This is a genomic window from Pelagibius sp. (assembly GCF_028289705.1).
Classification (GTDB): domain Bacteria; phylum Pseudomonadota; class Alphaproteobacteria; order Kiloniellales; family Kiloniellaceae; genus Pelagibius.
Window position 1 is genome coordinate 44423 of sequence record NZ_JANQOI010000010.1, and the last position, 23744, is coordinate 68166.

A 23744-nucleotide genomic window follows, 5' to 3' on the forward strand; every position below is an offset into this window, starting at 1 on the left:
CCTGAGGAGATGCTCCAGATCTGGGAGTCCCGAGTCGCCGGCCTCTCAACACCCCCGATCCGCCGTACGGCTGGCCAGCGGCCTTTCTCGCGGCTACTTGACGGTCACGGTGATCCGCTCGGACATTACCGGCGGATCGTGGGGAATGTGGCTCCAGTCCGCCAGAACGAGCTGCAGCGTGTGAGTCCCGGGCGGCAGCTCGATGGTGGTCTCGGTCTGGCCGCCGCCGAAGTGCACGTGCTGGTCGTCGGCGGGAATGGGCTCGTTCAGCTCCTCCCCCTCGATCCGCTCGTTGATGATCAGGTGGTGATGGCCGGTGTTGGGCTTGTCGTCGACGCCGGCGGGGGCCACGCCCATGCCGGAAAGGCCGAACCGAATGGTGACGGGAGAACTCACCGTCTGGCCGTCCTCAAGGCCGATGAAATAGACCTTGGCGCCCTCAGGTGCCGGGGTTTCCCCCGCCAATGCGGGGCTCAGGGCGAGTATCAAAGCTCCAGCCAATACGGGGATACGCATCGTTTTCCCTCCCTCTTCGTTTCGGCGGTTGGGGCCTCACGGGGGCCCTCTGGCTTTCGATAACTAGATCGCGGTCAGGGAATTGTAAGCTTCCGGCCGGCGGTCGCGGAAGAACTGCCAAAGATTGCGGACCTCGCGCACCATCTCCATGTCCATGTCGGCAACCACAAGTTCATCCTGATCCTCGCCCGCTTCAACCAGGAATTCGCCGCGCGGGTTCACCACATAGCTGGAGCCGTAAAACTTGCCGATGTTCCAGGGCGCTTCGGTGCCGACGCGGTTCACAGCGCCGATGTAGCAGCCGTTGGCGACCGCCGAGGCAGGCTGCTCCAGCTTCCAGAGATACTGGCTGAGGCCGGCGACGGTGGCCGAGGGATTGACAATGTACTCCGCCCCGCTGAGCGCCAGGGCGCGCCAGCCCTCCGGGAAATGCCGGTCGTAGCAGATGTAGACCCCCAGCTTGCAATAAGCGGTCTGGAACATCGGCCAGCCGGAATTGCCGGGCTTGAAGAAGAACTTCTCGTAGAAGCCGGCGACCTGGGGAATGTGGGACTTGCGGTACTTGCCGAGATAACTGCCGTCGGCGTCGATCACTGCGGCAGTGTTGTAGTAGACGCCGGTGATGTCCTCCTCGTAGATGGGCACGACGATGACCATGGAGTGTTTTTTGGCATACTCCTTCATCAGGCTGACCGTCGGGCCGTCGGGCACTTTCTCCGCCGCGCCGTACCACTTCACGTCCTGGCTGGGGCAGAAGTAGGGCTGGTTGAAGACCTCCTGCAGGCAGAGGATCTGCACGCCCTTGGACCCCGCCTCGTCGATCAGCGGCAGGTGCGCCTCGTTCATCTTGTCGCGGATCGCCTCCGGGCTGTCGCCGGTATCGGCCTTCAGGGCCATCTGGATGAGGCCAGCACGCACGTTCGCCATCGCCTTGGGCTCCCCTGTTGTTTGCTTCCCGACGAGTCTGGCCGGCACCGCAACCGCAGATCGACGGTTTGACCAATTGGTCAGGAAGTCTAGCAAGCGGGGAGTCGCGGGCAAGCTGTTTGTGGGCGGCTAATCCAGGAAGGAAAAGGGCTTGGCGGGTCAAAAGCGGACTCGCATCGCGCTGCGACATGGTGCAAAATTGACCAAACGGACAGCTTTCTGAAGATGGCGGAGAGGCCGGATTCAGCCCAGGCGTCCGACAGGGAAAACGAGCTGCCTTGGCCGAAGGGCCGCGAGAAAAGGCAGCCGATGGGCGGCTTCCGACGGCGCCGCCCGGGTGTGGCAACAGGAGGGACATCCGACATGGCGATCTTGATCAGAGGCGGCACCGTGGTCACGGCGGACCACTCCTTTCGGGCCGATGTGCTGACCGAGGGGGACAAGATCGTCGCCATCGGGGAGAACCTGGAAGCCTCTGGCGAGGCCGAGGTCATCGACGCCGGCGGCGGCTACGTGATGCCCGGCGGGATCGACCCCCACACCCATATGGAGCTGCCCTTCATGGGCACCGTCGCCTCGGAGGACTTTTTCTCCGGCACCACCGCCGGCATGGTGGGCGGCACGACGATGATCATCGACTTCGTGATCCCCAGCCCCCAGCAGGACATCATGGAGGCCTATCACACTTGGCGCGGCTGGGCGGAAAAGGCGGCCGGCGACTACTCCTTCCACGTCGCCATCACCTGGTGGGACGAGACTGTCCATGCCGCCATGGAGACGCTGACCACCGAATACGGGGTGAATTCCTTCAAGCACTTCATGGCCTACAAGGGCGCCATCATGTGCGACGACGAGGTGCTGGTGAACTCCTTCACCCGGGCGCGCGAACTCGGGGCCATCTGCACCGTCCACGCCGAGAACGGCGAGCTGGTCTACCACCTGCAGCACGAGATCCTGAAGAGCGGCATCACCGGGCCGGAGGGCCACCCCCTCTCCCGCCCGCCGGAGGTGGAGGGCGAGGCGGCGAACCGCGCCATCCGCGTTGCCCAGGTGCTCGACGTGCCGCTCTACATCGTCCACAACTCCTGCATCGAATCGCTGCAGGCCATCACCCGCGCCCGCAATGAGGGCCAGCGGGTCTTCGGCGAGGTGCTGGCGGGGCATCTGCTGGTCAACGACGAGGTCTACCGCCACCCCGACTGGGACTACGCGGCGGCCCACGTCATGAGCCCGCCGTTCCGCCCGAAGGAGCATCAGGAGGCGCTGTGGCGCGGCCTGCAGGCGGGTATGCTTCAGACCACCGCCACCGATCACTGCTGCTTCTGTTCACCGCAGAAGCGCATGGGCCACAACAACTTCACCCAGATCCCCAATGGCACCGGCGGCGTGGAAGACCGCATGCACGTGCTCTGGCACCACGGGGTCAACTCAGGCCGGCTCACGGTGAGCGAGTTCGTCGCCATCACGTCGACCAACGCGGCCAAGATCTTCAACATCTATCCGCGCAAGGGCTCCATCTCCGTGGGCGCCGATGCCGACATTGCGATCTGGGACCCGGAGAAGGAGCGCACCATCTCCAAGGACACACATCACCAGAACGTGGACTTCAACATCTTCGAGGGGATGACCGTGAAAGGCATCAACACGGTCACCATCAGCCAGGGCAAGGTGGTCTATCAGGACGGCGACGTCCGCACCGAGCGGGGCGCCGGGCGCTATGTCGAACGCCCGACCTTCGCGCCCTACTACGACGCCGTGAACCGCCAGCGCGAGGCCAAGGCGCCCTCGGCGGTGAACCGCATGTAACTTCGGATGGGTGGCCGCGCGTCGCGGCGAACGAATTCAATAGACAGGGGAGCTTGGGGAATGAGGACTCAGAACGTGAGAGGTATTGGGCTGTTGAAGGGGCTCGCTTTCGGCCGCCGCGCCGTCCTGCGGGCGGGCGCGCTGGCGCTGGTCGCGGCGGCGGCTTTGGGCCTGCCGGCGGGCGAGGCACAGGCCGAAAAGCTGAAGGTGGCCGGGATCTATACGGTCCCGATCCAACAGAAGTGGGTCGGCACCCTGCACCGCGCCCTCACCGCGGCCAAGGAGCGCGGCGACATCGACTACAGCTTCTCGGAAAAGGTTCCCAACACAGATTACGTGCGGGTGTTGCGCGAATATGCCGAAAGCGGCGTCGACCTGGTGGTGGGGGAGGCCTTCGGCATCAGCCGCGAGGCCCGCAAGGTGGCCGACGACTATCCCGACATCGCTTTTCTCATGGGCGACCCCGGCGGCCCACACGGCAAGAACTTCTCGGTCTTCGACAACTGGATCCACGAGCCCTGCTACCTCATGGGCGTGGTCGCCGGCACCATGACCAAGTCCAACAAGATCGGCATGGTGGGCGGCTATCCCATCGGTGAGGTGAACCGCCTGTTCCACGCCTTCATGGAAGGCGCCCGTTCGGTCAATCCCGATGTCGAGTTCAAGGTCTCCTTCATCGGGTCCTGGTACGACCCGCCGAAGGCCAAGGAGTTCGCCTTCGCCCAGGTGGAGTCCGGGGTGGACGTGCTCTATGCCGAGCGTGCCGGCGTGGTCGATGCGGCCCGCGAGAAGGGCATCGTCGCCTTCGGCAACGTCAACGACATGAACAAGCTGGAGAACGGCACCGACGTGGTGGTGGCCTCCGCGCTCTGGCACATGGAGCCGGCCATCGATTACGCCATCGCCCAGGTGAAGGCCGGCACCTTTAGGGCCGAGGACTACAAGGAATGGACGATGATGAAGGCCGGCGGCGCTTCCCTCTCGCCCTTCTACGAGTTCGAGGACAAGATCCCGGCTGAAACCAAGGCCAAGATCGATAGCCTGGCTCAGCAGATCAAGGCCGGGGACTTCGTGGTGCAGACCAACGACGACGAACCCAAGTCGACGTTCTGAAGCCTTTCCGGGCTGGTGAACAGGCGGGGCGGTCTCGAGGAGCCGCCCCGTTCACCTTGCACCCGTGGATGACGGTTCCGGTCTTGGGGGAGAGCGGTGGTGCCGGCAGCAGCAAAGAGTCCGTCAGGCGGTGACGCAGTCCTGCGGCTGAACGCGGTCACCAAGCGCTTCGGCGCCCTGGTGGCGAACGACGGCATTTCCCTGGAGCTGCAGGCTGGCGAAATCCTGGCGCTGCTGGGCGAGAACGGCGCCGGTAAGACCACCCTGATGAACATCCTCTTCGGCCACTACGTCGCCGACGAAGGAGAGATCGCGGTCTTCGGTGCTCCGCTGGCCGGCGGCTCGCCGCGGGAAGCGATCGCCGCCGGCATCGGCATGGTGCATCAGCACTTCACCCTCGGTGAGAACCTCACGGTGCTCGACAACATCGTCCTCGGCACCGAACCGCTCTGGGGTGCGAAGCAGAACAGCCGCGCCGCGCGGGAGCGGATCGGCGACCTGAGTGCTCGCTTCGGCCTAAAGGTCGACCCGCAGCGCCTGGTGCGCGACCTTTCCGTCGGCGAACGCCAGCGCGTCGAGATCCTGAAAGCGCTCTACCGCGGCGCCCGCGTCCTGATTCTGGACGAGCCGACGGCGGTACTGACGCCGCAGGAGGTCGAAACCTTCTTCGCTACCCTGAAGGCCATGGTGGCCGAGGGACTCTCCATCATCTTCATCTCCCACAAGCTGAATGAGGTCATGGCCGTCGCCGACCGGGTCGCGGTGCTGCGGCAGGGCCGGCTGGTGGCCGACTTCCCCATCGCCGACGCCTCCCGCGAGCAGCTTGCCGAGGCCATGGTCGGGCGTGCCGTGGAGTTGCCGCAGCGCGCGCCCCTGGCGCCGGGGGACCCGGTCCTGACGATGACCGGCGTCAGCCTGCGCAACGGTGAGGGTCAGCCGCTTCTGCAACAGCTCGATCTGGCGCTGCGCGCCAATGAAATCCTCGGCATCGCCGGCGTTTCCGGCAACGGACAGGCGGCCCTGGCCGACCTGGTCAGCGGGCTTGCCGTGCCGGAGGAAGGCAATCTCGAGGTCCTGGGGGAAGCCGTCATTGCGGCGGCGCCCTCGGCCATGGTGGCCCGCGGTGTGGGCCGCATTCCCGAAGACCGCCATGCCAGCGGGGTCGTCGGCGATTTCTCGGTAGAGGAGAACCTGATCCTCGAGGCCTACGGGGACCGGCGGTTCTCCAATCTCGGCGCCTTGAAGGGCCAGGCGGTGCGCCGCAATGCCGAGGGCATGATCGAGTCCTTCGACATCCGCGGGGCGGCGCCCGGCACGACGACCCGCAGCCTCTCCGGCGGCAATATGCAGAAGGTGATCCTGGCCCGGGTCTTGAGCGAGAAACCGCGGGTCATCCTGGCCAACCAGCCGACCCGGGGGCTGGACGTGGGTGCCGCGGCCGCGGTGCAGCGGCTGCTGTTCGAGGCGCGGGCCGCCGGCGCCGGCATCCTGCTGATCTCCGAGGATCTGGAAGAGCTGTTGCAGATGTCGGACCGGGTGGCGGTGCTCTACCACGGGCGGCTGAGCGCGCCCATGGCGGTGGAGGACGCGGACATGCGGACCCTCGGCCTGATGATGGCTGGCCACAGCGCGGCGGGCGGCGAAAGCGCCGGAGCGGCCCATGCGGTTTGAACCGCGCACCCAGGTTCCGCTGTGGCTGAACGTCGCCGCGCCGCTGGCGGCCCTGGCGCTCTCCTTCCTGTTCTGCGCCCTCTTGATCCTCTGGGCCGGCGCGCCGGTCTTCGCCGCCTACGGCGCGCTGCTGAAGGGCGCCTTCGGCTCGGTCTTCGCCCTCAGCGAGACCCTCACCCGCGCGGCCCCGCTGATCTTCACCGGGCTGGCCGCCGCCGTCGCCTTCCGCGCCAAGCTGTGGAACATCGGCGGAGAGGGCCAGCTCTATGCCGGGGCGCTGGCGGTCACCTACTTCGGCACCGGTCTGATCACCCTGCCGCCGGTGCTCATGATCCCGCTTCTGTTCTTCGTCGGTGCGGTCGCAGGCGGTCTGCTCCTGCTGCTGCCGGTCTTCCTGAAGCTCCACCTGAAGGTCGACGAGGTGGTGACCACCCTGCTGCTGAACTTCGTGGTGCTGCTGTTCGCCAACTACCTGCTCTTCGGCCCCTGGAAGGACCCGCTGGCCATGGGCTGGCCACAGGCGGCGCCGATCATCGACGAGGGGGTGCTGGCACCGCTCATTCCTCGCACCCGCCTCCACGCCGGCCTGATCTGGGCCCTGGTCTTCGCCGTCGCCGCCTGGGCCTTCATCCGCTATTCGAAATGGGGCTTCGAGATCCGCGCCGTCGGCAACAATCCGGAGGCGGCCCGCTTCGCCGGCATTCCCCTGGGCGCCACGGTGCTGCGCACGGCCCTCCTCTCCGGCGGCCTCGCCGGCATGGCCGGGGTCTGCGAGCTGGCCGGCCTGAAAGGTTACCTCACCCTCGATATCTCGCCGGGCTTCGGCTACACCGGCATCGCCGTTGCCATGCTGGCCGGACTCCACCCCCTGGGGGTGATCGCCTCGGCCATCTTCGTCGCCGCCATTTACAACGGCGCCGATGCCATGAGCCGCGCCATGTCCATCTCCAACTACCTGGCCGACGTGCTGACGGCCACGGCGCTGCTGCTGGTGCTGGCCTCCGTCCTCTTCGTCCGCTACCGGCCGCGCTGGGGCTAGCGAATGGACATCCTGGAGATCTTCGTCTCGCTGGGCTTCTGGGCCGCGCTGGTGCGCATGGCCACGCCGCTGATCTTCGGCACCCTGGGGGAGCTGATCTGCGAGCGCGCCGGCGTGCTCAATCTCGGCATCGAGGGCATCATGACCCTGGGGGCCATGACCGCCTGGATGTGGGTCTACCAGGGCGGAGACCTCTGGTCGGCGGTGCTGGTGGCCGCGGTCTTCGGGGCCCTCTTCGGCTGGCTGCACGCCGGCTTCAGCGTCTATCTCGGCCTCTCCCAGCATGTCACCGGCATCGGCATCACGCTGCTGGCCTCGGCCCTCAGCTACTTCGCCTTTCGCATGATGCTGCCGGACGTGACCACCCCGCCGAAGATCGAACCCTTCGCGCCCTATCCCGTCCCGGGCCTGTCGGAGCTGCCGTTCCTGGGGGAGGTGCTGTTCACCCAGAGCCCCCTCACCTACCTCGCTTTCCTGCTGGTCCCCGCCGTCGCCTACGGCCTCTACCGCACGCCCCTCGGCCTGGCGGTGCGCATGGTGGGGGAGAACCCCATGGCGGTGGAGGCCCAGGGCATCGACGTCCACCGCCTGCGCACCGCCGCCGTCATGCTGGGCAGCGCCCTGATGGCCATCGGCGGCGCCTTTTTCACCATCTCCGTCTTCGATGCCTTCTACATCGGCATGATCAACGGCCGCGGCTGGATCTGCATCGCCCTGGTGATCTTCGCCTCCTGGCGGCCCGGCAAGGCCCTCCTCGGCGCGCTGCTCTTCGCCGCCTTCGAGGCCCTGCAGATCCGCGTGCAGCAGGCCTCCTCCGCCTTTATCCCCTATCAGTTCTATCTGATGATGCCCTATGTTCTCTCCATCCTGGCGATGATCGTCATGTCGCGGCGGGCGGCCTACCCCAAGGCGCTGCTGGTCCCCTTCCGCAAAGGCGAGCGCTAGAGACCACAGAGAGGCAGCATGCTCGATCTGATCGTCCGCAATGCGACCCTGCCCACTGGTGAGACCGGCCGCGACATCGCTGTCCAGGACGGCGTCATCGCCGAGGTGGCGCCGGGGATCGAGGCCGAGGCCGGCCAGGAGATCGACGCCGCGGGCCATCTGGTGAGCCCGCCCTTCGTCGACAGCCACTTCCACATGGACGCGACCTTGAGCCTCGGCCTGCCGCGGCTCAACGAGAGCGGCACCCTCCTGGAGGGCATCGCGCTCTGGGGCGAGCTGAAGCCGGAGCTGACGGTGGAGGCCCTGAAGGAGCGCGCCTTGGCGCTTTGCCGCTGGTCGGTCGCCAAAGGGACCCTCGCCATCCGCAGCCATGTCGACATCTGCGACGACCGCCTGCTGGCCGTGGAGGCGCTGCTGGAGGTGCGGGAGACGGTGAAGGACGTGATCGACCTGCAACTCGTTGCCTTTCCCCAGGACGGCTATCTGCGTTACCCCCGCGCCAAAGAGAACCTGACCCGCGCCCTCGACAAGGGCGTCGACATCGTCGGCGGCATCCCCCACTTCGAGCGCACCATGGCCGAGGGCGCCGAGTCCGTGCGCCTGCTCTGCGAGGTGGCAGCCGAGCGCGGGCTGATGGTGGACATGCACTGCGACGAGACCGACGACCCCAACTCCCGCCACATCGAAAGCCTCTCCCACGAGACCCAGCGGCTTGGCTTACAGGGGCGGGTCGCCGGCTCCCACCTCACCTCCATGCACTCCATGGACAACTACTACGTCTCCAAGCTGATGCCGCTGATGACCGAGGCAGGGGTGAACGCGGTGGCCAATCCCCTCATCAACATCACCATCCAGGGCCGCCACGATAGCTACCCCAAGCGCCGCGGCATGACCCGGGTGAAGGAACTGCTGGCCCAGGGCATCAACGTTTCCTTCGGCCACGACTGCGTCATGGACCCCTGGTACCCGCTCGGTAGCCACGACATGATCGAGGTGGCCCACATGGGCCTTCACGTCGGCCTGATGACCGGGGTTGAGGAGCAGAAGCATTGCTTTGCCGCCGTCACCGCCAACGGCGCCCGGACCCTGGGGCTGGAGGGCTACGGCCTGACCCCCGGCTGCCACGCCGACATGGTGATCCTCCAGGCCGGCGACGTGCTGGAGGCCCTGCGCCTGCGCCCCGTCCGCCTTGCCGTCATCCGCCGCGGCCGCGTCGTCGCCGAAACCCCGCCGGGACAGGCCCAGCTCAAGGTCCTGGGCAACGCAGCCATCGATTTCATGAAGCGGTAAGAGCTGTCATGCTTCGTGGCGCTTTGCTTGCAATCCTGATTGTGAGCCTGCCATTCCCAAGCCCGGCGGGGGACATGTTCGGACCATCCAAAGAGATGCGCTTCTGGAAGTGGTTCCAAAAGAACGAGGAACGCCTGTTCTCTTTTGAGCAGGCTCAAGAAGCAATATTCGATGAACTGAGCCGCCAAATGACGGCGGTGGACCCGAACCTGACCTTCGAGTTCAGCCCCGTGCTCGAGGATGGCCGGCGCGAGTTCGTCATCAGTGCCGGTGGCATCAAGGACTCCTTCCCCGCGGTCGAGGCTCTCGCAGCCGAAGCCCCGTCGTTGCCGCGCTGGATCTGGGTGAAGTTCCGCCCCCGGCGCGCCTTTGCTATGGCCCTGCGATTGGATGACCGGGAGATCAGTACCGAACAGATCCGCTATGCCATGTTCAAGGATGGCGATCTGGTAGGCCTGTTGTTGTTCATCGAAGGATACAACGATGCCGAAAAGACCGCCTTCCAACAGATCGCCTATCTGTTTCTCGATCACTTTCTCGGGGAGTTCGATGTCGAGACGCGGGTAGGCTTCATTGAAGTTGGGTCCAACGACAACGAATACTTCTCAGAGAGCCGGCCACTGACAGACTTTCCGGAGCGATTCGACGCCTACTTCTCAGAACAACGTAAGAGCTACCATTAGCCATGCCTACCCTCGACCTCTCCTTCGTCCGTTCCCAGTTTCCCGCTTTCTCCGAGCCTTCCTTGAAGGACTGGGCCTTTTTCGAGAATGCCGGCGGGTCCTATGCCTGCGCGCCGGTCATCGACCGGCTGACCCGATTCTACCGGGAGACTAAGGTGCAGCCCTATGGCCCCTTCCCGGCTTCGGAGCGCGGCGGTGCGGAGATGGACGAGACGCGGACCCGCCTGGCCCGCTATCTGAACGTTGCCGAGGACGAGCTGCACTTCGGTCCTTCCACCACCATGAACACCTACGTCCTGGCTCAGGCCTTTCGTCCCGGTCTCAAAGCCGGCGACGAGATCGTCGTCACCAACCAGGACCACGAGGCCAACTCCGGCGCCTGGCGGCGCCTCGCCGAATTCGGCGTGGAGGTGCGGGAATGGCAGGTGGACCCGGAGAGCGGTCAGCTCGACCCCGCCGACCTGGATGCGCTTCTCAGCGAGAAGACCCGCATCGTCGCCTTTCCTCACTGCTCGAATATCGTCGGCCATATAAACCCGGTGGCGGAGATCGCCGCGAAGGCCCATGCCGCCGGCGCCGTGGTCGCCGTGGACGGCGTTTCCTATGCGCCCCATGGATTTCCCGACGTGGCGGCGCTGGGCGCCGACATTTATCTTTTCTCGCTCTACAAGACCTACGGGCCGCACCAGGGCTTGATGACCGTGAAGCGCGACCTGGCCGAGCGCCTGGAGAACCAGGCGCATTTCTTCAACGCCGATCGGATCAAGAAGAAGCTGACGCCGGCTGGCCCGGACCACGCCCAGATCGCCGCTTCCGCCGGGATCGCCGACTACTTCGACGCCCTCCATGACCACCACTTCAGTGGCGATGGCACGGTCGAGCCGGCGGAGCGCGGCCGCCGCGTGCATGCCCTGATGGAGGACCAGGAAAAGGCCCTTCTGGCCCCGTTGCTGGATCATCTGCGCCAGCGCAACGACATCCGCATCCTGGGACCCAGCGACCCGGCGGTCCGGGCACCCACGGTGGCGATCCATCCCAAGAACAAGCCGGCGGACGCGGTGGTGGCGCGCCTGCGCGAACAACAGATCGCCGCCTGCGTCAGCAACTTCTACGCCTACCGTCTGGTGGAGGCCATGGGCGTCGCGCCGAACCCCGGCGTGCTGCGCCTCTCCTTCGTTCACTACACCAGCCCGGAAGACATCGAGCGGCTGATCGTGGCGCTGGATCGGGCGCTTTAAGCGCGCGTCCATGCTTCGAGACGGCCGCTCCGCGACGTCCTCAGCATGAGGACAGAGGCTATGACCTCATCCTGAGGAGGGCCGCAGGCCCGTCTCGAAGGATGAATGGCGGCCACAAAAAAGAGGGAGCGCCGAAGCGCTCCCCCCAACCTGCCCCAGAACTTTGGGATCAACGACTACATGCCGTTGGCTTTCTCCCAGACCGCGTGGGTCCAGGCGCCTTCCGGCTTCTTGGTGATCACCGGGGTCGAGGCGTTGGCGAGCAGGGTGTCGACGGTGCGCTCGTAGTCGGCCGGCTCCAGATAGCCGAGGCCCTTGGCGGAGCCCTCCAGCAGCTTGGCGATCTCGCCCATCATGCGCCGCTGGTGCTTTTCGGTCTGGGCGCCGGTCTCGTCGTTTTCGAGGACAATGTCAGCGGCCTCGTTGATGTTGTTCTTGGCGTAGTCCCAGCCCTTCAGGGAGGCGGCGACGAAGCGGGCCATCTTGTCGACGAAAGCCGGGTCCTTGAGGTTCGCCTCCAGCACGTAGAGCCCGTCCTCCAAAGTGGCGACGCCCTGGTCCTCGTACTTGTAGACGATGAGGTCGTCGGCGGTGAGCCCGGCGTCGATGATCTGCCAGTACTCGTTGTAGGTCATGGTCGAAACACAGTCCGCCTGCTTCTGCAGGATGGGATCGACGTTGAAGCCCTGCTTCAGCACCGTGACGCCGTTGTCGCCGCCCTCGGTGGGCAGGCCGAGTTTGGCCATCCAGGAGAGGAAGGGATACTCGTTGCCGAAGAACCAGACGCCGAGGGTGCGGCCCTTGAAGTCCGCCGGCGTCTTGATGCCGCTGTCCTTGCGGCAGGTCAGCATCATGCCGGACTTCTTGAAGACCTGGGCGATGTTGACCAGGGGCACGCCCTTCTCGCGCGACGCGAGGGCCGAGGGCATCCAGTCGATGATCACGTCGGCGCCGCCGCCGGCGATCACCTGCGGCGGGGCGATGTCCGGCCCGCCGGGCTTGATGGTGACGTCCAGTCCCGCGTCTTCGTAGTAGCCCTTTTCCTGGGCGACGAAATAGCCGGCGAACTGCGCCTGGGTCACCCACTTCAACTGGAGGGTCACCTTGTCGGCGGCGCCGGCGGCCCCCGCCGTCAGCAGCAGCCCCGCGCCTGCCGCCAGGGAAATTAGTTTCTTCATCTTGCCTCTCCTCTTCATTGAACCCTGTTTGTTATCAGCTTGTTGTCGGCGTCCCGTCCCTCAGCGGTAGGAGGGATGCCAGAAGGTGGTCGCCCGCTCCGCCAAGGCCAGAAGGCCGTAGAACAGCGAGCCCGAGACGGCGGCCACGGCGATGGTCGCCCAGACCATCTCCACGTTCATGCGGCCGATCTCCGTCGAGATGCGAAAACCCATGCCCACAATGGGGGTACCGAAGAATTCGGCCACGATTGCGCCGATCAGCGCAAGGGTGGAGTTGATCTTCAGGGCGTTGAAAATGAAGGGCAGCGCGTTGGGCAGGCGCACCCGCACCAGGGTCTGCAGATAGCTGGCGCCGTAGGAGCGCATGAGGTCGCGCTCCATCGCCTGGGTCGCGTGGAGGCCGGTGATGGTGTTCACCAGCATGGGGAAAAAGGTCATCACCACCACCACGGCGGCCTTGGACTGCCAGTCGAAGCCGAACCACATGACCATGATGGGCGCGACGCCGACGATGGGGAGAGCCGAGACGAAGTTGCCCAATGGCAGCAGGCCGCGCTGCAGGAAAGGCACCCGGTCCACCAGGATCGCCACCAGGAAACCGCTGCCGCAGCCGAAGAGAAAGCCGGAGAGCACCGACTTGATGAAAGTCTGGTAGAAATCGGCCTGCAGGGTGTCGGTGGAGGCCATGAAAACCGCGGCAATCCGCCCCGGCGAGGGCAGCAGCACCGAAGGCACGCCGAAACCGGTGACGCCCACCTGCCAGAGATAGATCAGCCAGGCGCCGAACAGGCCCGGGACCAGCAGGGCCACGATGCCCTTGCTGTTCCGACGGCCGGCCGCCTCCGACAGCACCGCCAGGGTCCGCCAGACGAGGAACCCGAGGCCGAGGACGAAGATCCAGACGCCCGGCCCGTGCAGGCCGAGGGGCGCTTCGGCGCCGAGGACCGCGAACTGGCGGTCGATGGCCGCCAGCGGTCCCCAGGCACCGGCAATGCAGGCGGTCAGCAGAAAGATACCGCTGCCCAGATTGCTTTGCGCCATGAGGCTCTGGCCGGCGGCGGCGATGGCGGCCACCCCGAAGGCCAGCAGAAGCGCCGGCTCGGCCATCCAGCCGAGGCTCTCCCCCGTCATGCTGAGGCCGATGGGAAAGGCGAGCGCGATCAGAAAGAAAACGAGGGCGAGGACGCTCGACCTCTCCTGCGCCCAGGCGTTTCGCATGTTCATGGTCGCGCTCCGGTCCGGCGCAGCACCAGCCGCTCGATGCCGCCGACCGCGGCGACCAACAGGCCGGCCATGGCGGCGGCGGTCAGCAGCGCCGCCCAGATCTGGACGGTCTGGCCGTAGTAGGAACCCACCAGCAGGCGCGCGCCGATGCCCGCCGAGGCGCCGGTGGGCAGTTCGCCGACGATGGCGCCCACCAGGGAGATGGCGATAGCCACCTTCAGGCTGGCGAAAAGAAACGGCACCGAGGAGGGCCAGCGCAGCTTCCAGAACACCTGGGTGCCGCTGGCGCTGTAGGTCTTCATCAGGTCCATCTGCAGCGGGTCGGGGGAGCGCAGGCCCTTCACCATGCCGATGGTCACCGGGAAGAAGCAGAGATACATGGAGATGAGCGCCTTGGGCACCAGCCCGGTGAAGCCGATGTTGCCCAATACAACGATGACCATCGGCGCGATGGCCAGGATCGGAATGGTCTGGGAGGCGATGACCCAGGGCAGGAGACTGCGGTCCAGGGTCTTCACGTGGACGATGCCGACGGCCAGCAGAATGCCCAGGGCCGTGCCCATGGCAAAGCCGAGCAGGGTCGAGGACAGGGTGACCCAGCTATGGTAGACGAGACTGCGCTTGGAGGTGACCTTGCGCCCGAAGATGGACTTGTTCAGCTCGACGGCCACCTGATGGGGCGCCGGCAGCACCGGCCGCTCCATCGCCATCGCATCGTCCACCAGGCGGCTGAATGTCCAGCTCTCCCCTGCCCGCTCATAGCGGTCGGTCAGAAGCGGCGCGTTCAGCCAGACGGTCCCCGCATACCAGAGCGCAAAGATCGCCAGGCAGACCACCGTCAGTGGCCCGGCGCGCCCGGCGAAGACCCGGGACAGCAACCCGGGTGTCGCCGGCGGGGCCGAGCCGACGGCTTCAATCGTCATAGCTGTGTCCCGCGCGCAGGCCTTCGCGTACCCGGTGGGCGATGTCGGCGAAGGCGCCGCTCTCCCGGCTGTCGAGGGTGCGGTCCGGCGGCAGGTTGCAGTCGATCACGTCGATGATGCGCCCCGGCCGCGGCGACATGACGACGATCTTGGAGGAGAGGAAGACCGCCTCGGGGATCGAGTGGGTGACGAAGATCACCGTCTTGCCGGTGCGCTCCCAGAGGCGCAGCAACTGCTCGTTCAGATGGTCACGGGTGATCTCGTCGAGGGCGCCGAAGGGCTCGTCCATCAGCAAGAGGTCGGGCTCGAAGGAGAGCGCGCGGGCGATGGAGACCCGCTGCTGCATGCCGCCGGAAAGCTGCCAGGGAAATTTCTTTTCGAAGCCCTTGAGGTTCACCAGCTCCAGGTAGCGCGCCGCCCGTTCCCGCCGTTCGGCGCCGCTCATGCCCATGATCTCCAGCGGCAGCATGACGTTGCGCTCCACCGTCCGCCAGGGATAGAGCGCCGGCGCTTGGAAGACGTAGCCGTAGGCGCGGGCCAGCCGCGCCTCCTGCGGCGAGGCGCCGTTGACGCTGATCCGGCCCTCGGTCTGGCGTTCCAGATCGGCGATCACACGCAGCAGGGTGGTCTTGCCGCAGCCCGACGGTCCTATGAAGGAGACGAAGTCGCCGGCATTGACGGTGAGATCCACTTCGGAGAGGGCGTAAACCGGTCCATCAGCGGTCTGGAAGGTCAGCGAGAGCCTATCGACCTCGATCACCGGCCGGGCCGTGCCCTTCGCCGCTGGCGGCGCCTCCGCGTCCTGCTGCATGACTGCCTCTAGTGCCATCCCCGTTATCCCCCCAACCTTATCCCACACAGTTGCAGGGGTTACCGCCATTCCGGCCCCTTCGGCGGCAAAGGTCAAGCACTCGCCCGCTCCAGCATGGCGTGCAGCAGCACATTGCAGCCGGCCGCCAGGTCGCCTGGCGTGGCGCTCTCGCTCTCGTTGTGGCTGATGCCGTCCTCGCAGGGCACGAAAATCATCGCCGTCGGGGCGACGCGGCTGATGTAGCAGGCGTCGTGGCCGGCGCCGGAGATGATGTCCATGTTGCCGAAGCCGGCGACGTCGGCGGCCTTGCGCACGGCGGCGACACAGTCCGGGTTGAAGGCGATGGGGGGCGAATACCAGATGTCCTCGATCTCCGCCGTGATCCCGGCGGGATCGCAGATCGCCGCGCAGGCTTCCCGCAGTTCCGCTTCCATCTTGCTCAGGGTCTCGTCGTCGGGGTGGCGCAGGTCGACGGTGAGGAAGACCGAGCCCGGGATGGTGTTCCGCGAGTTGGGGCTGACCTGCATCATGCCGACGGTGGTCACCGCATGGGGCGGATGGGCCAGCGCGATCTCGTTGATCGCCGTCACCAGCCTGGAAGCGGCGACCAGGGCGTCCTTGCGGCGGTTCATCGGCGTGGTGCCGGCGTGGGATTCGGAGCCGGTCAGGGTCACTTCGAACCAGCGCTGGCCCTGGGCGCCGGTCACCACGCCTATGGTCTTCTCCTCGGCCTCCAGGATCGGGCCTTGTTCGATGTGGGCCTCGAAGAAGGCGCGGATCGGATGCTCGCCCGGCGTCTGGTCGCCGAGATAGCCGATGCGGTCCAGTTCCTCGCCGATGGTCTTGCCGTCGACGTCGCTGCGGGAATGGCCGTAGTCCAGGTCGAAGACCCCGGCGAACACGCCGGAGGAGATCATCGCCGGGGCGAAGCGCGAGCCCTCCTCATTGGTCCAGACCGAGACCTCGATGGGCGCCGTCGTCTCGATGGCATGGTCGTTCAGGGTGCGGATCACCTCCAGGCCCGCCAGCACGCCGAACACGCCATCGAACTTGCCGCCGGTGGGCTGGGTGTCCAGATGGCTGCCGGTGGTGACCGGCGCCAGGCTCGGGTCGGTGCCGGGCCGGCGCGCGAAGATGTTGCCCATCTTGTCCACAGTGATGGAGCAGCCGGCCTCCTGGCACCAGCGCACGAAGAGGTCCCGCCCCTCCCGGTCGAAGTCCGTGAGGGCCAGCCGGCAGTTGCCGCCGGCCACGCCGGGGCCGATCTTCGCCATTTCCATGAGGCTGTCCCACAGGCGGTCCTGATCGACCGTCAGATTCTTCAAGGTCATCGATGTCACTTCCCCGTTCGGCCGCCGCCCCTGCTGGTCGCCGGCATTTTCTGTTGGTCTTCGGCGCTATTCGGCAGCCTTCTGGTTCATTGGGTTGCGCGGGTCCTGGGTCCAGTTCATGTATTCCTTGCCGTTCTCCACCTCGACCATGGAGATGCAGCCCTCCACCGGGCAGACATGCTGGCAGAGGTTGCAGCCCACGCACTCAGCGTCGATCACCTCATAGCGGCGCGCGCCGTTGTCCCGCTGGGCGGCGATGGCCTGGTGGGAGGTGTCCTCGCAGGCGATGTGGCAGAGCCCGCACTGGATGCAGAGATCCTGGTCGATCCTGGCCACGGTCTCGAAGTTGAGGTCGAGATACTGCCAGTCGGTGACGTTGGGAACGGCGGCACCGCGGAAGTCGTCAAGAGTCTGGTGGCCCTTCTCGTCCATCCAGTAGGCGAGCCCGTCGATCATGTCCTCGACGATCTTGAAGCCCTTATGCATCGCCGCAGTGCAGACCTGCACCGAGCCGGCACCCAGGCTCATGAACTCCGCCGCGTCGCGCCAGTTGCCGATGCCGCCGATGCCGGAGATCGGCAGGCCGGCAGTCTCCTTGTCACGGGCGATCTCCGCGACCATGTGCATGGCGATGGGCTTCACCGCCGGGCCGCAGTAGCCGCCGTGGCTGCCCTTGCCGCCGACGGTGGGCGTCGGCGCCATGATGTCGAGATCCACCGACATGATGGAGTTGATGGTGTTGATCAGGGAAACCGCATCGGCACCGCCCGCCTTCGCGGCGCGGGCCGGGCTCAGCACGTTGGTGACATTGGGGGTCAGCTTCACGAAGACCGGCATGCGGGTGTGGGTCTTGCACCAGCGGGTCACCATTTCGATGTATTCCGGCACTTGGCCGACGGCCGAGCCCATGCCGCGCTCCGACATGCCGTGGGGGCAGCCGAAGTTCAGCTCCACCGCGTCGGCTTCCGTCTCCTCGACCCGTTTGAGGATATTGCGCCAGTTCTCCTCCTCGCAGGGCACCATGAGGGAGACCACCATGGCCCGGTCCGGCCAGTCGCGCTTCACCTGCTTGATCTCCTGCAGGTTCACGTCCAGCGGCCGGTCTGTGATCAGCTCGATGTTGTTGAAGCCGGCCATGCGGGTGCCGTTGTAACTCATGGCGCCATAGCGCGACGAGACGTTGACGATGGGCGGGTCCTCGCCCAGGGTCTTCCAGACCACCCCGCCCCAGCCCGCCTTGAAGGCGCGGACGACGTTGTACTCCTTGTCCGTGGGCGGCGCCGAGGCCAGCCAGAAGGGATTGGGTGACTTCACACCGGCGATGTCGCAACGAAGGTCAGCCATAATTCGTCTCCTTGCCTTCGCGAACCCTGCGTCGGGCCTCAGCCCCGCAGGAAACTATCGATGGACTGGGCGGCCAGCTTGCCGTCCTGCACTGCGGCGACGGTCAGATCCTGGCTGATCTTGACGCAGTCGCCGCCGGCCCAGACGTCGGGCAGCGAGGTCTGGCGCTGCTCGTTCACGGCGATCCGCTCACCGTCCATCTCCAAGAGGTCCGAGGCGCCATTGGCCTGGGGCAGCGGCAGCATGGCCTGGCCGATGGCCTTGAACACCATGTCGGCCGGCAGGCTGAAGGCGTCGCCGGTCCCGGCGAGGCGCCCGTTCTCGTCGAGCTGGGTGTACTCGAAGACCACATCGCTGATACGCCCATGGGCACCGCGCAGTTGGCGCGGCTGGGCCCAGTGCTTGATCTTCACGCCGTTGACCTGAGCGAACTCCTGCTCGTGGTGGGTCGCCGACATGGCCTCGGGCCCCCGCCGATAGACGAGCGTGACGTCCTCGGCGCCCAGGCGCTTGGTCTGCACGGCGATGTCGATGGCGGTGTTGCCGCCGCCGATCACCACGATCTTGCGACCCACCGGCAGCGATCTGAGGTCGTCGCTCTGGCGCAGTTCGGCGATGTAGTCGACGGCGTTGTGCACCCCCGGCAGGTCCTCGCCCTCCAGGTTCAGGGCGCGCACGCCGCCGAGCCCCATGCCCAGAAAGACGGCGTCGTAGTCCCGCCGCAGCTCGGCCAGGGCGATGTCCTTGCCGAGGGCCTGGTCGTGGCGGATCTCGATGCCGCCGATCTCCAGGATGAAATCCACCTCGCGGTGGGCGAAATCGTCCGGCACCTTGTAGGCGGCGATGCCGTACTCGTTCAGTCCACCGGCCTTTGCCTTGGCGTCGAAGACCACGACGTCATGGCCCAGCATGGCCAGGCGGTGGGCGCAGGACAGCCCCGCCGGCCCGGCGCCGACCACCGCGACCGTCTTGCCGCTGGGTTCGGCCCGGGTGAAGGGATGGCTCTCCGCCTCCATCACCGCGTCGGTGGCATAGCGCTGCAGCAGGCCGATCTGCACCGGCTTGTGCTCTTGCGTGTTTCGGACGCAGGCTTCCTGGCAGAGCACTTCCGTCGGGCAGACCCGCGCGCAGGCACCGCCCATGATGTTCTCTTGCAGGATGTCCTGGGCCGCGCCGCGGACATTGTCGGTGGAGATCTTGCGGATGAAGCTCGGGATATCGATGCCTGTCGGGCAGGCTTCGATGCAGGGGGCGTCGTAGCAGAAATAGCAGCGGCTGGATTCGACCAGTGCGGCCTTGCGGTCCAGCGGCGGATGAACGTCGCCGAAGTTTTCCGCATAGGCGGACTCCGGCAGGCGCCCGGCCGCGATGTCCGGTTGGTTATCCATGCGAAACTCCCTGATCGTCTGACCGCAGACGCTCTTTCGGCGTCTTGCGTCCCTCTTGCAAAAAACTGTAGCGTTGACTTGACCAAGCGGTCAACGAAAATTGACCAAGTGGTCAGGTTTTGACCGTAGAAGAACAAGAATCGGCGCCAGAGAGCGCTGCGGGGCCAAGAGCGAGGCTGGGAATGTCCGAAACGGCGGTAAAGGAAAAAGGTCCGGGGAACGGCGGCAAGGAAGAGACCGCGCCGGGGCATATTCGCACCCGCAACCGGGCCCTCATCCTGAGCGCCGCCGAAGAGGTTTTCGCCAAGCAGGGCTACCGCGGCGCCACCACCGCGGCCATCGCCGAGAAGGCCGGGCTGCCCAAGGCCAACGTGCACTACTACTTCGGCACCAAGGAGGCGCTCTACCACGCGGTGCTGGAGGACATTCTGGGCCTCTGGCTGGGGGAACTGGACCGGATCACCGAGAGCGGCAACCCGGCGACGGCCCTGGGCGACTACATCCGCGCGAAGATCCGCCACTCCCGCGAACGGCCCCTCGCCTCCAAGGTCTATGCCAACGAGATGATCCGCGGCGCGCCCCACACCGAGAGCTTCCTGAAGAACGAACTGCGCAAACTGGTGAAGGAGAAGGCCGCGGTCCTGGACGCCTGGGCGGCAGCCGGTAAGATGGACCCGGTCGATCCGGTGCATCTGTTTTCGGTGATTTGGGCCGCAACCCAGCACTATGCCGATTTCGACGTCCAGGTCGAAGCCCTGGTGGGCCGCCGCCAACTGGCGGCCCGGGACTACGACGAAGCGGCGGAGACCATCGTGCGCATGGTGCTGAAGGGCTGCGGCCTCAGTTATGAGAAGGGCGAGGCATGATCAAGGCGGTGGTACTGTTGGAGCGCAGGGGCGAGCGCTCGGCAGAGGATTTCTCTCATTGGCTGCTGAAGGAACATCTTCCGAAGCTGCGCGAACACTCCTTCGACGCGGCGGATTAAGATCATGACCTTGGTGGTACGTGTGGGCGCCGCGCGGGCGGACTGGTGGTGCGAGAAACTGCAGGGCCTTTTGCCGGACATCGAATGCCGCAGCTGGGATGACCCGGGCGACAAGGCGGATGTGGACTATGCCGTGGTCTGGAAGCCGCCGCCCGGCGGCCTCAAGACCTTTCCCAACCTGAAGTGCATCGTGTCCATGGGCGCCGGCATCGACCATGTGCTGGTGGACCCGGAACTGCCGGCTCATCTGCCGATCATCCGCACCGTCGGCGACGACCTGCGCCAGCGCATGCGCGAGTACGTGGCTCTGCACGTGCTGCGTTTTCACCGCCGCCTGCCCCACATCCAAGCGGCCCAGGGCCGCAGGGAGTGGGACCAGATCATCACCCCACCGGCGCCGGAACGGCGCGTCGCCGTGCTCGGCCTCGGCAATATGGGCGCGGCGGTGGCCAACACCCTGGCCGCCATCGGTTTCGACGTCCATGGCTGGTCGCGGCGGCCCAAGAGCCTGGAGGGCATCACCTGCCATCACGGCGACGCGGGATTGGCGGAGCTGCTGCCCCAGGCGGAAATCCTGGTCTGTTTGCTCCCCCTCACCCCGGCTACCGAAGGCATCCTGAACAGGGATCTCTTCGCCCAATTGCCGGAGGAGGCCTGCGTCATCAACGTCGGCCGCGGCGGCCATCTGGTGGAAGAGGATTTGATTCACGCCCTGGACTCGGGCCACCTCTACGGCGCCACCCTGGACGTGCTGCACGAGGAGCCGCCGCCGGAGGATCACCCCTTCTGGACTCACCCGAAGATCCTGCTGACGCCCCACATCGCCAGCCTCATCGACCCCGAAGCCGGCGCCAAGGTGATCGCCGAGAACATAAAGCGCTTCCGCGCCGGCGAAGCGGTCCCCGATCTGGTGGACCTGGCGCAGGGGTATTAGGTTCCGTGGCTTCGTAGAAGCTGGCCCGAAATGAAGGCTTGTCCGTCACGGGGTTGTCTCCATCTGCCCTCCTGGATCGTCATTGCCGGACTTGTTCCGGCAATCCATTGAGGTTCGAGTCTCGGTCTTTCCATGGACCCTCGGGACAAGCCCGAGGGTGACGATTTGGTTATAGACGGTGATCAGCAATCCGTCGAAACCGAGCCATTCATCTTGGGCCAGACTCAAAGAGTTTTACCTCGCTCCCGGACTCGGTTCCGAGGGAAGCCTTCCGGATTCGCTTTGGGCGTATTATCTTCTTGTCAAGGAAGAACGGCCGAACCCGGGGAAAATCATGGGAGGACTAAGGGGGATTGCGCTCGCGCTCGCCGCGGTCCTCTGGGCAGCGAGCGCGCAGGCCGCGCAGAAGCCGCCGAAATCCGCCGTTTTGCTGGTCGAGGATGCTACGGGAGTCGTCCTCGAAGCCGAGAACGCCACCCATCTCTGGTATCCCGCCTCCCTCACCAAGGTGATGACCGCCTATCTGGTCTTCGAAGCGATGGCCGAGGGCCGCCTGGCCCTCGATCAGAAGGTACCGGTCTCCGAACACGCGGTGGCGCAGCCGCCCACCAAACTGGGCCTCGGCCTCGGCAAGAACGTGCGGGTGAAGCTGCTGCTGGAGGTGATGATCGTGCGCTCGGCGAACGATGCCGCGGTGGTCCTCGCCGAAGCGGTGAGCGGCAGCGAGGCCGCCTTCGCCCAGGCCATGACCCGCAAGGCGCGGGCGCTGGGCATGAGCCAGACGGTGTTCACCAACGCCTCGGGCCTGCCGGACGAGGGCCAGTTCACCACGGCGCGGGACATGGTGATCCTGGCCCGCGCGGTGATCCGCGACTTCCCGGAACGTTACGCCTTCTTCGCCAAGCCCCATTTCATCCTCAGAAAGCGGGTCCGGCCGACCACCACGGGCTGGCTGCGCGCCTATCCCGGTGCCGAGGGCATCAAGTCCGGCTTCACCTGTGGCTCCGGCTACAACCTCCTGAGCGCGGCCGAGCGCGATGGCCGCCGACTGATCGGGGTGGTGCTCGGCGGCCGCAACAGCGGCGTCCGCAACGCCCGCATGACCAAGCTGATGGACAGCGGTTTCGAGACGCCCCCGCCGCCCGAGCCGGCGACGCATCTCGAAGCGCTGCCCGCCACACCGAGCGGCCCCGCGCCCTACATCCTGCCGGGCCGCAAGTGCCCCGCTGCGCCCGCCATTGGCACCGCCAGCGCCACCGACGGCACTCTGCCGGGCTGGGGCCTGGTCTTCGGCTCCTTCATGAACAAGACCAAGGCCAGCGCGGCCATCGCCGAGAACCGCAAGGCCCTGCGGGAGGTTGTGGAACACGGCCATCCGGCGATCATCGCCAAGACCCGCCCCGGCCCGCAGCGCTACAGCGCGCTGCTGGTCGGACTCAAGGAGGGGGACGCCGGCCAGGCCTGCCAGCACCTGCGGAGCCTGGGAGTCTACTGTCTGGCGGTGCCGCCGAAACTCCTCAACAATCCGCAGGCGCTGTGGCGATGAGCTTGACGAAAATCAACCCGCGGCGATGAGGATATAGCAGCCTTCACCCAGGCCGAAGCAGATCCACATATCGAACTCCTCGATGACGTAGAGGTTCATGCGCAACCACTGCGGCTTGAACACGGCGGGCTGGGACTTGACCTTCATCTCCGCGATGCGGCTCAGGGACTTCTTGTCCACCATGCACTGCTTGGCGGAACCCTGCGGCGGCCGGATCTCCTTGACCAGGACATGACCGTGACCTTTCACGGCAAGCCGATAGCCACCGCCGGCCCGATTGATGTCGTCCTGTGAAATGTAGTCGGACCTCTTGAAGGTCTTCGCTGCGGCGATCTCGGGCGCCAGGGACAGGGCCAGGGAGACCGCCAGGGCGATCTTCAACAACCTCTTCATGATCTTGCGCTCCTCTGCATGAACGAACGCCACCACGGCGTTCCGGGACCTTCGTCCGTCGGGTGCAAGGCACGGAAGGTTCAAGACGCAGGCCCCGGACGCCCGGACACGACCAGACCGTGGACGTGGTTGGAAATGCGGGCTAGCATTCCTATCAGTGGCCACATCCAGGCGGCGCAGACCAGAACCGCCCATGCCCGGCCATTCCTAGTCGACATCTCAAGCGGGAGGAAACCATGCGAATGTTTCGCACGACCGGAGTGATCTTGGCGACCGCGGCGGCGGCGCTGTTCTCAGCCGGGGCGGCCTGGGCCGCCTGCGACTGGAAGCCGGAGCGGCCGGTCAGCTACGTCGTTCCCTGGGGCGCCGGCGGCGGCACCGACGCCAACTCCCGCATGCTGGCTAGCATGCTGGAGAAGCACTTCGGCGTGCCCTTCAACGTCGTCAACCGCACCGGCG

22 protein-coding genes and 1 pseudogene are annotated in these 23744 nt (G+C 66.0%); 13 read left to right on the plus strand and 10 right to left on the minus strand.

The genetic code is table 11. The features are described from left to right. Positions 1 to 93: 93 nt before the first annotated feature. Positions 94 to 516 (minus strand): DUF4399 domain-containing protein, encoded by a 423-nt coding sequence (locus Q0996_RS00835; RefSeq protein ID WP_299615017.1) that lies wholly within the window; start codon positions 514 to 516, stop codon positions 94 to 96. Positions 517 to 579: 63 nt separating this feature from the next. Further along, positions 580 to 1443, minus strand: coding sequence for a nitrilase-related carbon-nitrogen hydrolase (locus Q0996_RS00840; protein WP_299615019.1), 864 nt, complete (start codon positions 1441 to 1443; stop codon positions 580 to 582). A 363-nt stretch (positions 1444 to 1806) separates the two neighbouring features. Between Q0996_RS00840 and hydA the strand changes: the two genes are divergently transcribed. From hydA to Q0996_RS00880, 8 genes are all read left to right on the plus strand, one after another. Further along, positions 1807 to 3249 carry a dihydropyrimidinase gene (hydA, locus tag Q0996_RS00845; RefSeq protein WP_299615021.1) on the plus strand — a complete coding sequence of 481 codons (1443 nt, stop codon included), beginning with the start codon at positions 1807 to 1809 and terminating at the stop codon, positions 3247 to 3249. Between the two features lie 93 nt (positions 3250 to 3342). Next, positions 3343 to 4362, plus strand: coding sequence for a BMP family protein (locus Q0996_RS00850; RefSeq protein WP_299615023.1), 1020 nt, complete (start codon positions 3343 to 3345; stop codon positions 4360 to 4362). A gap of 99 nt (positions 4363 to 4461) precedes the next feature. Further along, complete coding sequence (locus Q0996_RS00855) at positions 4462 to 6033, plus strand: ABC transporter ATP-binding protein (protein WP_299615025.1); 1572 nt, start codon at positions 4462 to 4464, stop codon at positions 6031 to 6033. Next, positions 6023 to 7072 carry an ABC transporter permease gene (locus tag Q0996_RS00860; RefSeq protein WP_299615027.1) on the plus strand — a complete coding sequence of 350 codons (1050 nt, stop codon included), beginning with the start codon at positions 6023 to 6025 and terminating at the stop codon, positions 7070 to 7072. Before Q0996_RS00855 ends, Q0996_RS00860 begins: the two co-directional genes overlap by 11 nt. A 3-nt stretch (positions 7073 to 7075) precedes the next feature. Continuing rightward, positions 7076 to 8017 (plus strand): ABC transporter permease, encoded by a 942-nt coding sequence (locus tag Q0996_RS00865; protein ID WP_299615029.1) that lies wholly within the window; start codon positions 7076 to 7078, stop codon positions 8015 to 8017. 18 nt (positions 8018 to 8035) lie between these two features. Further along, on the plus strand, positions 8036 to 9307 hold the full coding sequence (locus Q0996_RS00870) for an amidohydrolase family protein (RefSeq protein ID WP_299615031.1): 1272 nt from the start codon (positions 8036 to 8038) through the stop codon (positions 9305 to 9307). Positions 9308 to 9315: 8 nt separating this feature from the next. Further along, a complete protein-coding gene (locus Q0996_RS00875; protein WP_299615033.1) occupies positions 9316 to 9990 on the plus strand; it encodes a hypothetical protein in 675 nt (224 codons plus the stop codon). A 2-nt stretch (positions 9991 to 9992) separates the two neighbouring features. Continuing rightward, positions 9993 to 11228, plus strand: coding sequence for an aminotransferase class V-fold PLP-dependent enzyme (locus Q0996_RS00880; RefSeq protein WP_299615035.1), 1236 nt, complete (start codon positions 9993 to 9995; stop codon positions 11226 to 11228). 176 nt (positions 11229 to 11404) lie between these two features. Here Q0996_RS00880 and Q0996_RS00885 read toward each other — a convergent pair whose 3' ends face one another. The 7 genes from Q0996_RS00885 to Q0996_RS00915 form a co-directional block, all read right to left on the minus strand. Further along, positions 11405 to 12406, minus strand: a complete 1002-nt coding sequence (locus Q0996_RS00885) for an ABC transporter substrate-binding protein (RefSeq protein ID WP_299615037.1) — start codon at positions 12404 to 12406, stop codon at positions 11405 to 11407. Between the two features lie 60 nt (positions 12407 to 12466). After that, positions 12467 to 13630 (minus strand): ABC transporter permease, encoded by a 1164-nt coding sequence (locus tag Q0996_RS00890; protein ID WP_299615039.1) that lies wholly within the window; start codon positions 13628 to 13630, stop codon positions 12467 to 12469. Next, positions 13627 to 14553 carry an ABC transporter permease gene (locus Q0996_RS00895; protein WP_299615041.1) on the minus strand — a complete coding sequence of 309 codons (927 nt, stop codon included), beginning with the start codon at positions 14551 to 14553 and terminating at the stop codon, positions 13627 to 13629. Before Q0996_RS00895 ends, Q0996_RS00890 begins: the two co-directional genes overlap by 4 nt. After that, positions 14543 to 15364, minus strand: coding sequence for an ABC transporter ATP-binding protein (locus tag Q0996_RS00900; protein ID WP_299615060.1), 822 nt, complete (start codon positions 15362 to 15364; stop codon positions 14543 to 14545). The genes Q0996_RS00895 and Q0996_RS00900 overlap by 11 nt, the downstream gene beginning before the upstream one ends. Positions 15365 to 15456: 92 nt before the next feature. Next, on the minus strand, positions 15457 to 16695 hold the full coding sequence (locus tag Q0996_RS00905) for a Zn-dependent hydrolase (RefSeq protein ID WP_299615042.1): 1239 nt from the start codon (positions 16693 to 16695) through the stop codon (positions 15457 to 15459). Between the two features lie 66 nt (positions 16696 to 16761). Further along, on the minus strand, positions 16762 to 18039 hold the full coding sequence (preA, locus tag Q0996_RS00910; RefSeq protein WP_299615044.1) for an NAD-dependent dihydropyrimidine dehydrogenase subunit PreA: 1278 nt from the start codon (positions 18037 to 18039) through the stop codon (positions 16762 to 16764). A 38-nt stretch (positions 18040 to 18077) separates the two neighbouring features. Continuing rightward, positions 18078 to 19427 carry an NAD(P)-dependent oxidoreductase gene (locus Q0996_RS00915; protein ID WP_299615046.1) on the minus strand — a complete coding sequence of 450 codons (1350 nt, stop codon included), beginning with the start codon at positions 19425 to 19427 and terminating at the stop codon, positions 18078 to 18080. 182 nt (positions 19428 to 19609) lie between these two features. On the opposite strand from Q0996_RS00915, the gene Q0996_RS00920 reads away from it, so the two are divergent. The 4 genes from Q0996_RS00920 to Q0996_RS00935 all read left to right on the plus strand — a co-directional run bounded on the left by Q0996_RS00920 (position 19610) and on the right by Q0996_RS00935 (position 22892). Beyond that, entirely contained in the window at positions 19610 to 20293 is a 684-nt protein-coding gene (locus tag Q0996_RS00920) for a TetR/AcrR family transcriptional regulator (protein WP_299615048.1), read from the plus strand. Then, positions 20290 to 20412, plus strand: a complete 123-nt coding sequence (locus Q0996_RS00925) for a hypothetical protein (RefSeq protein ID WP_299615050.1) — start codon at positions 20290 to 20292, stop codon at positions 20410 to 20412. The genes Q0996_RS00920 and Q0996_RS00925 overlap by 4 nt, the downstream gene beginning before the upstream one ends. A 4-nt stretch (positions 20413 to 20416) precedes the next feature. Beyond that, positions 20417 to 21346, plus strand: a complete 930-nt coding sequence (locus Q0996_RS00930; RefSeq protein ID WP_299615052.1) for a glyoxylate/hydroxypyruvate reductase A — start codon at positions 20417 to 20419, stop codon at positions 21344 to 21346. A gap of 334 nt (positions 21347 to 21680) precedes the next feature. Next, the gene (locus Q0996_RS00935; RefSeq protein WP_299615054.1) at positions 21681 to 22892 is read left to right on the plus strand and encodes a D-alanyl-D-alanine carboxypeptidase family protein; all 1212 of its coding nucleotides are present in this window, start codon (positions 21681 to 21683) and stop codon (positions 22890 to 22892) included. A gap of 12 nt (positions 22893 to 22904) precedes the next feature. On the opposite strand, the gene Q0996_RS00940 is transcribed toward Q0996_RS00935, so the two are convergent. Next, complete coding sequence (locus Q0996_RS00940) at positions 22905 to 23285, minus strand: hypothetical protein (protein WP_299615056.1); 381 nt, start codon at positions 23283 to 23285, stop codon at positions 22905 to 22907. A gap of 242 nt (positions 23286 to 23527) precedes the next feature. Here Q0996_RS00940 and Q0996_RS00945 point away from each other — a divergent pair. Further along, a pseudogene (locus tag Q0996_RS00945) lies at positions 23528 to 23744 on the plus strand (tripartite tricarboxylate transporter substrate binding protein); the annotation flags it as partial.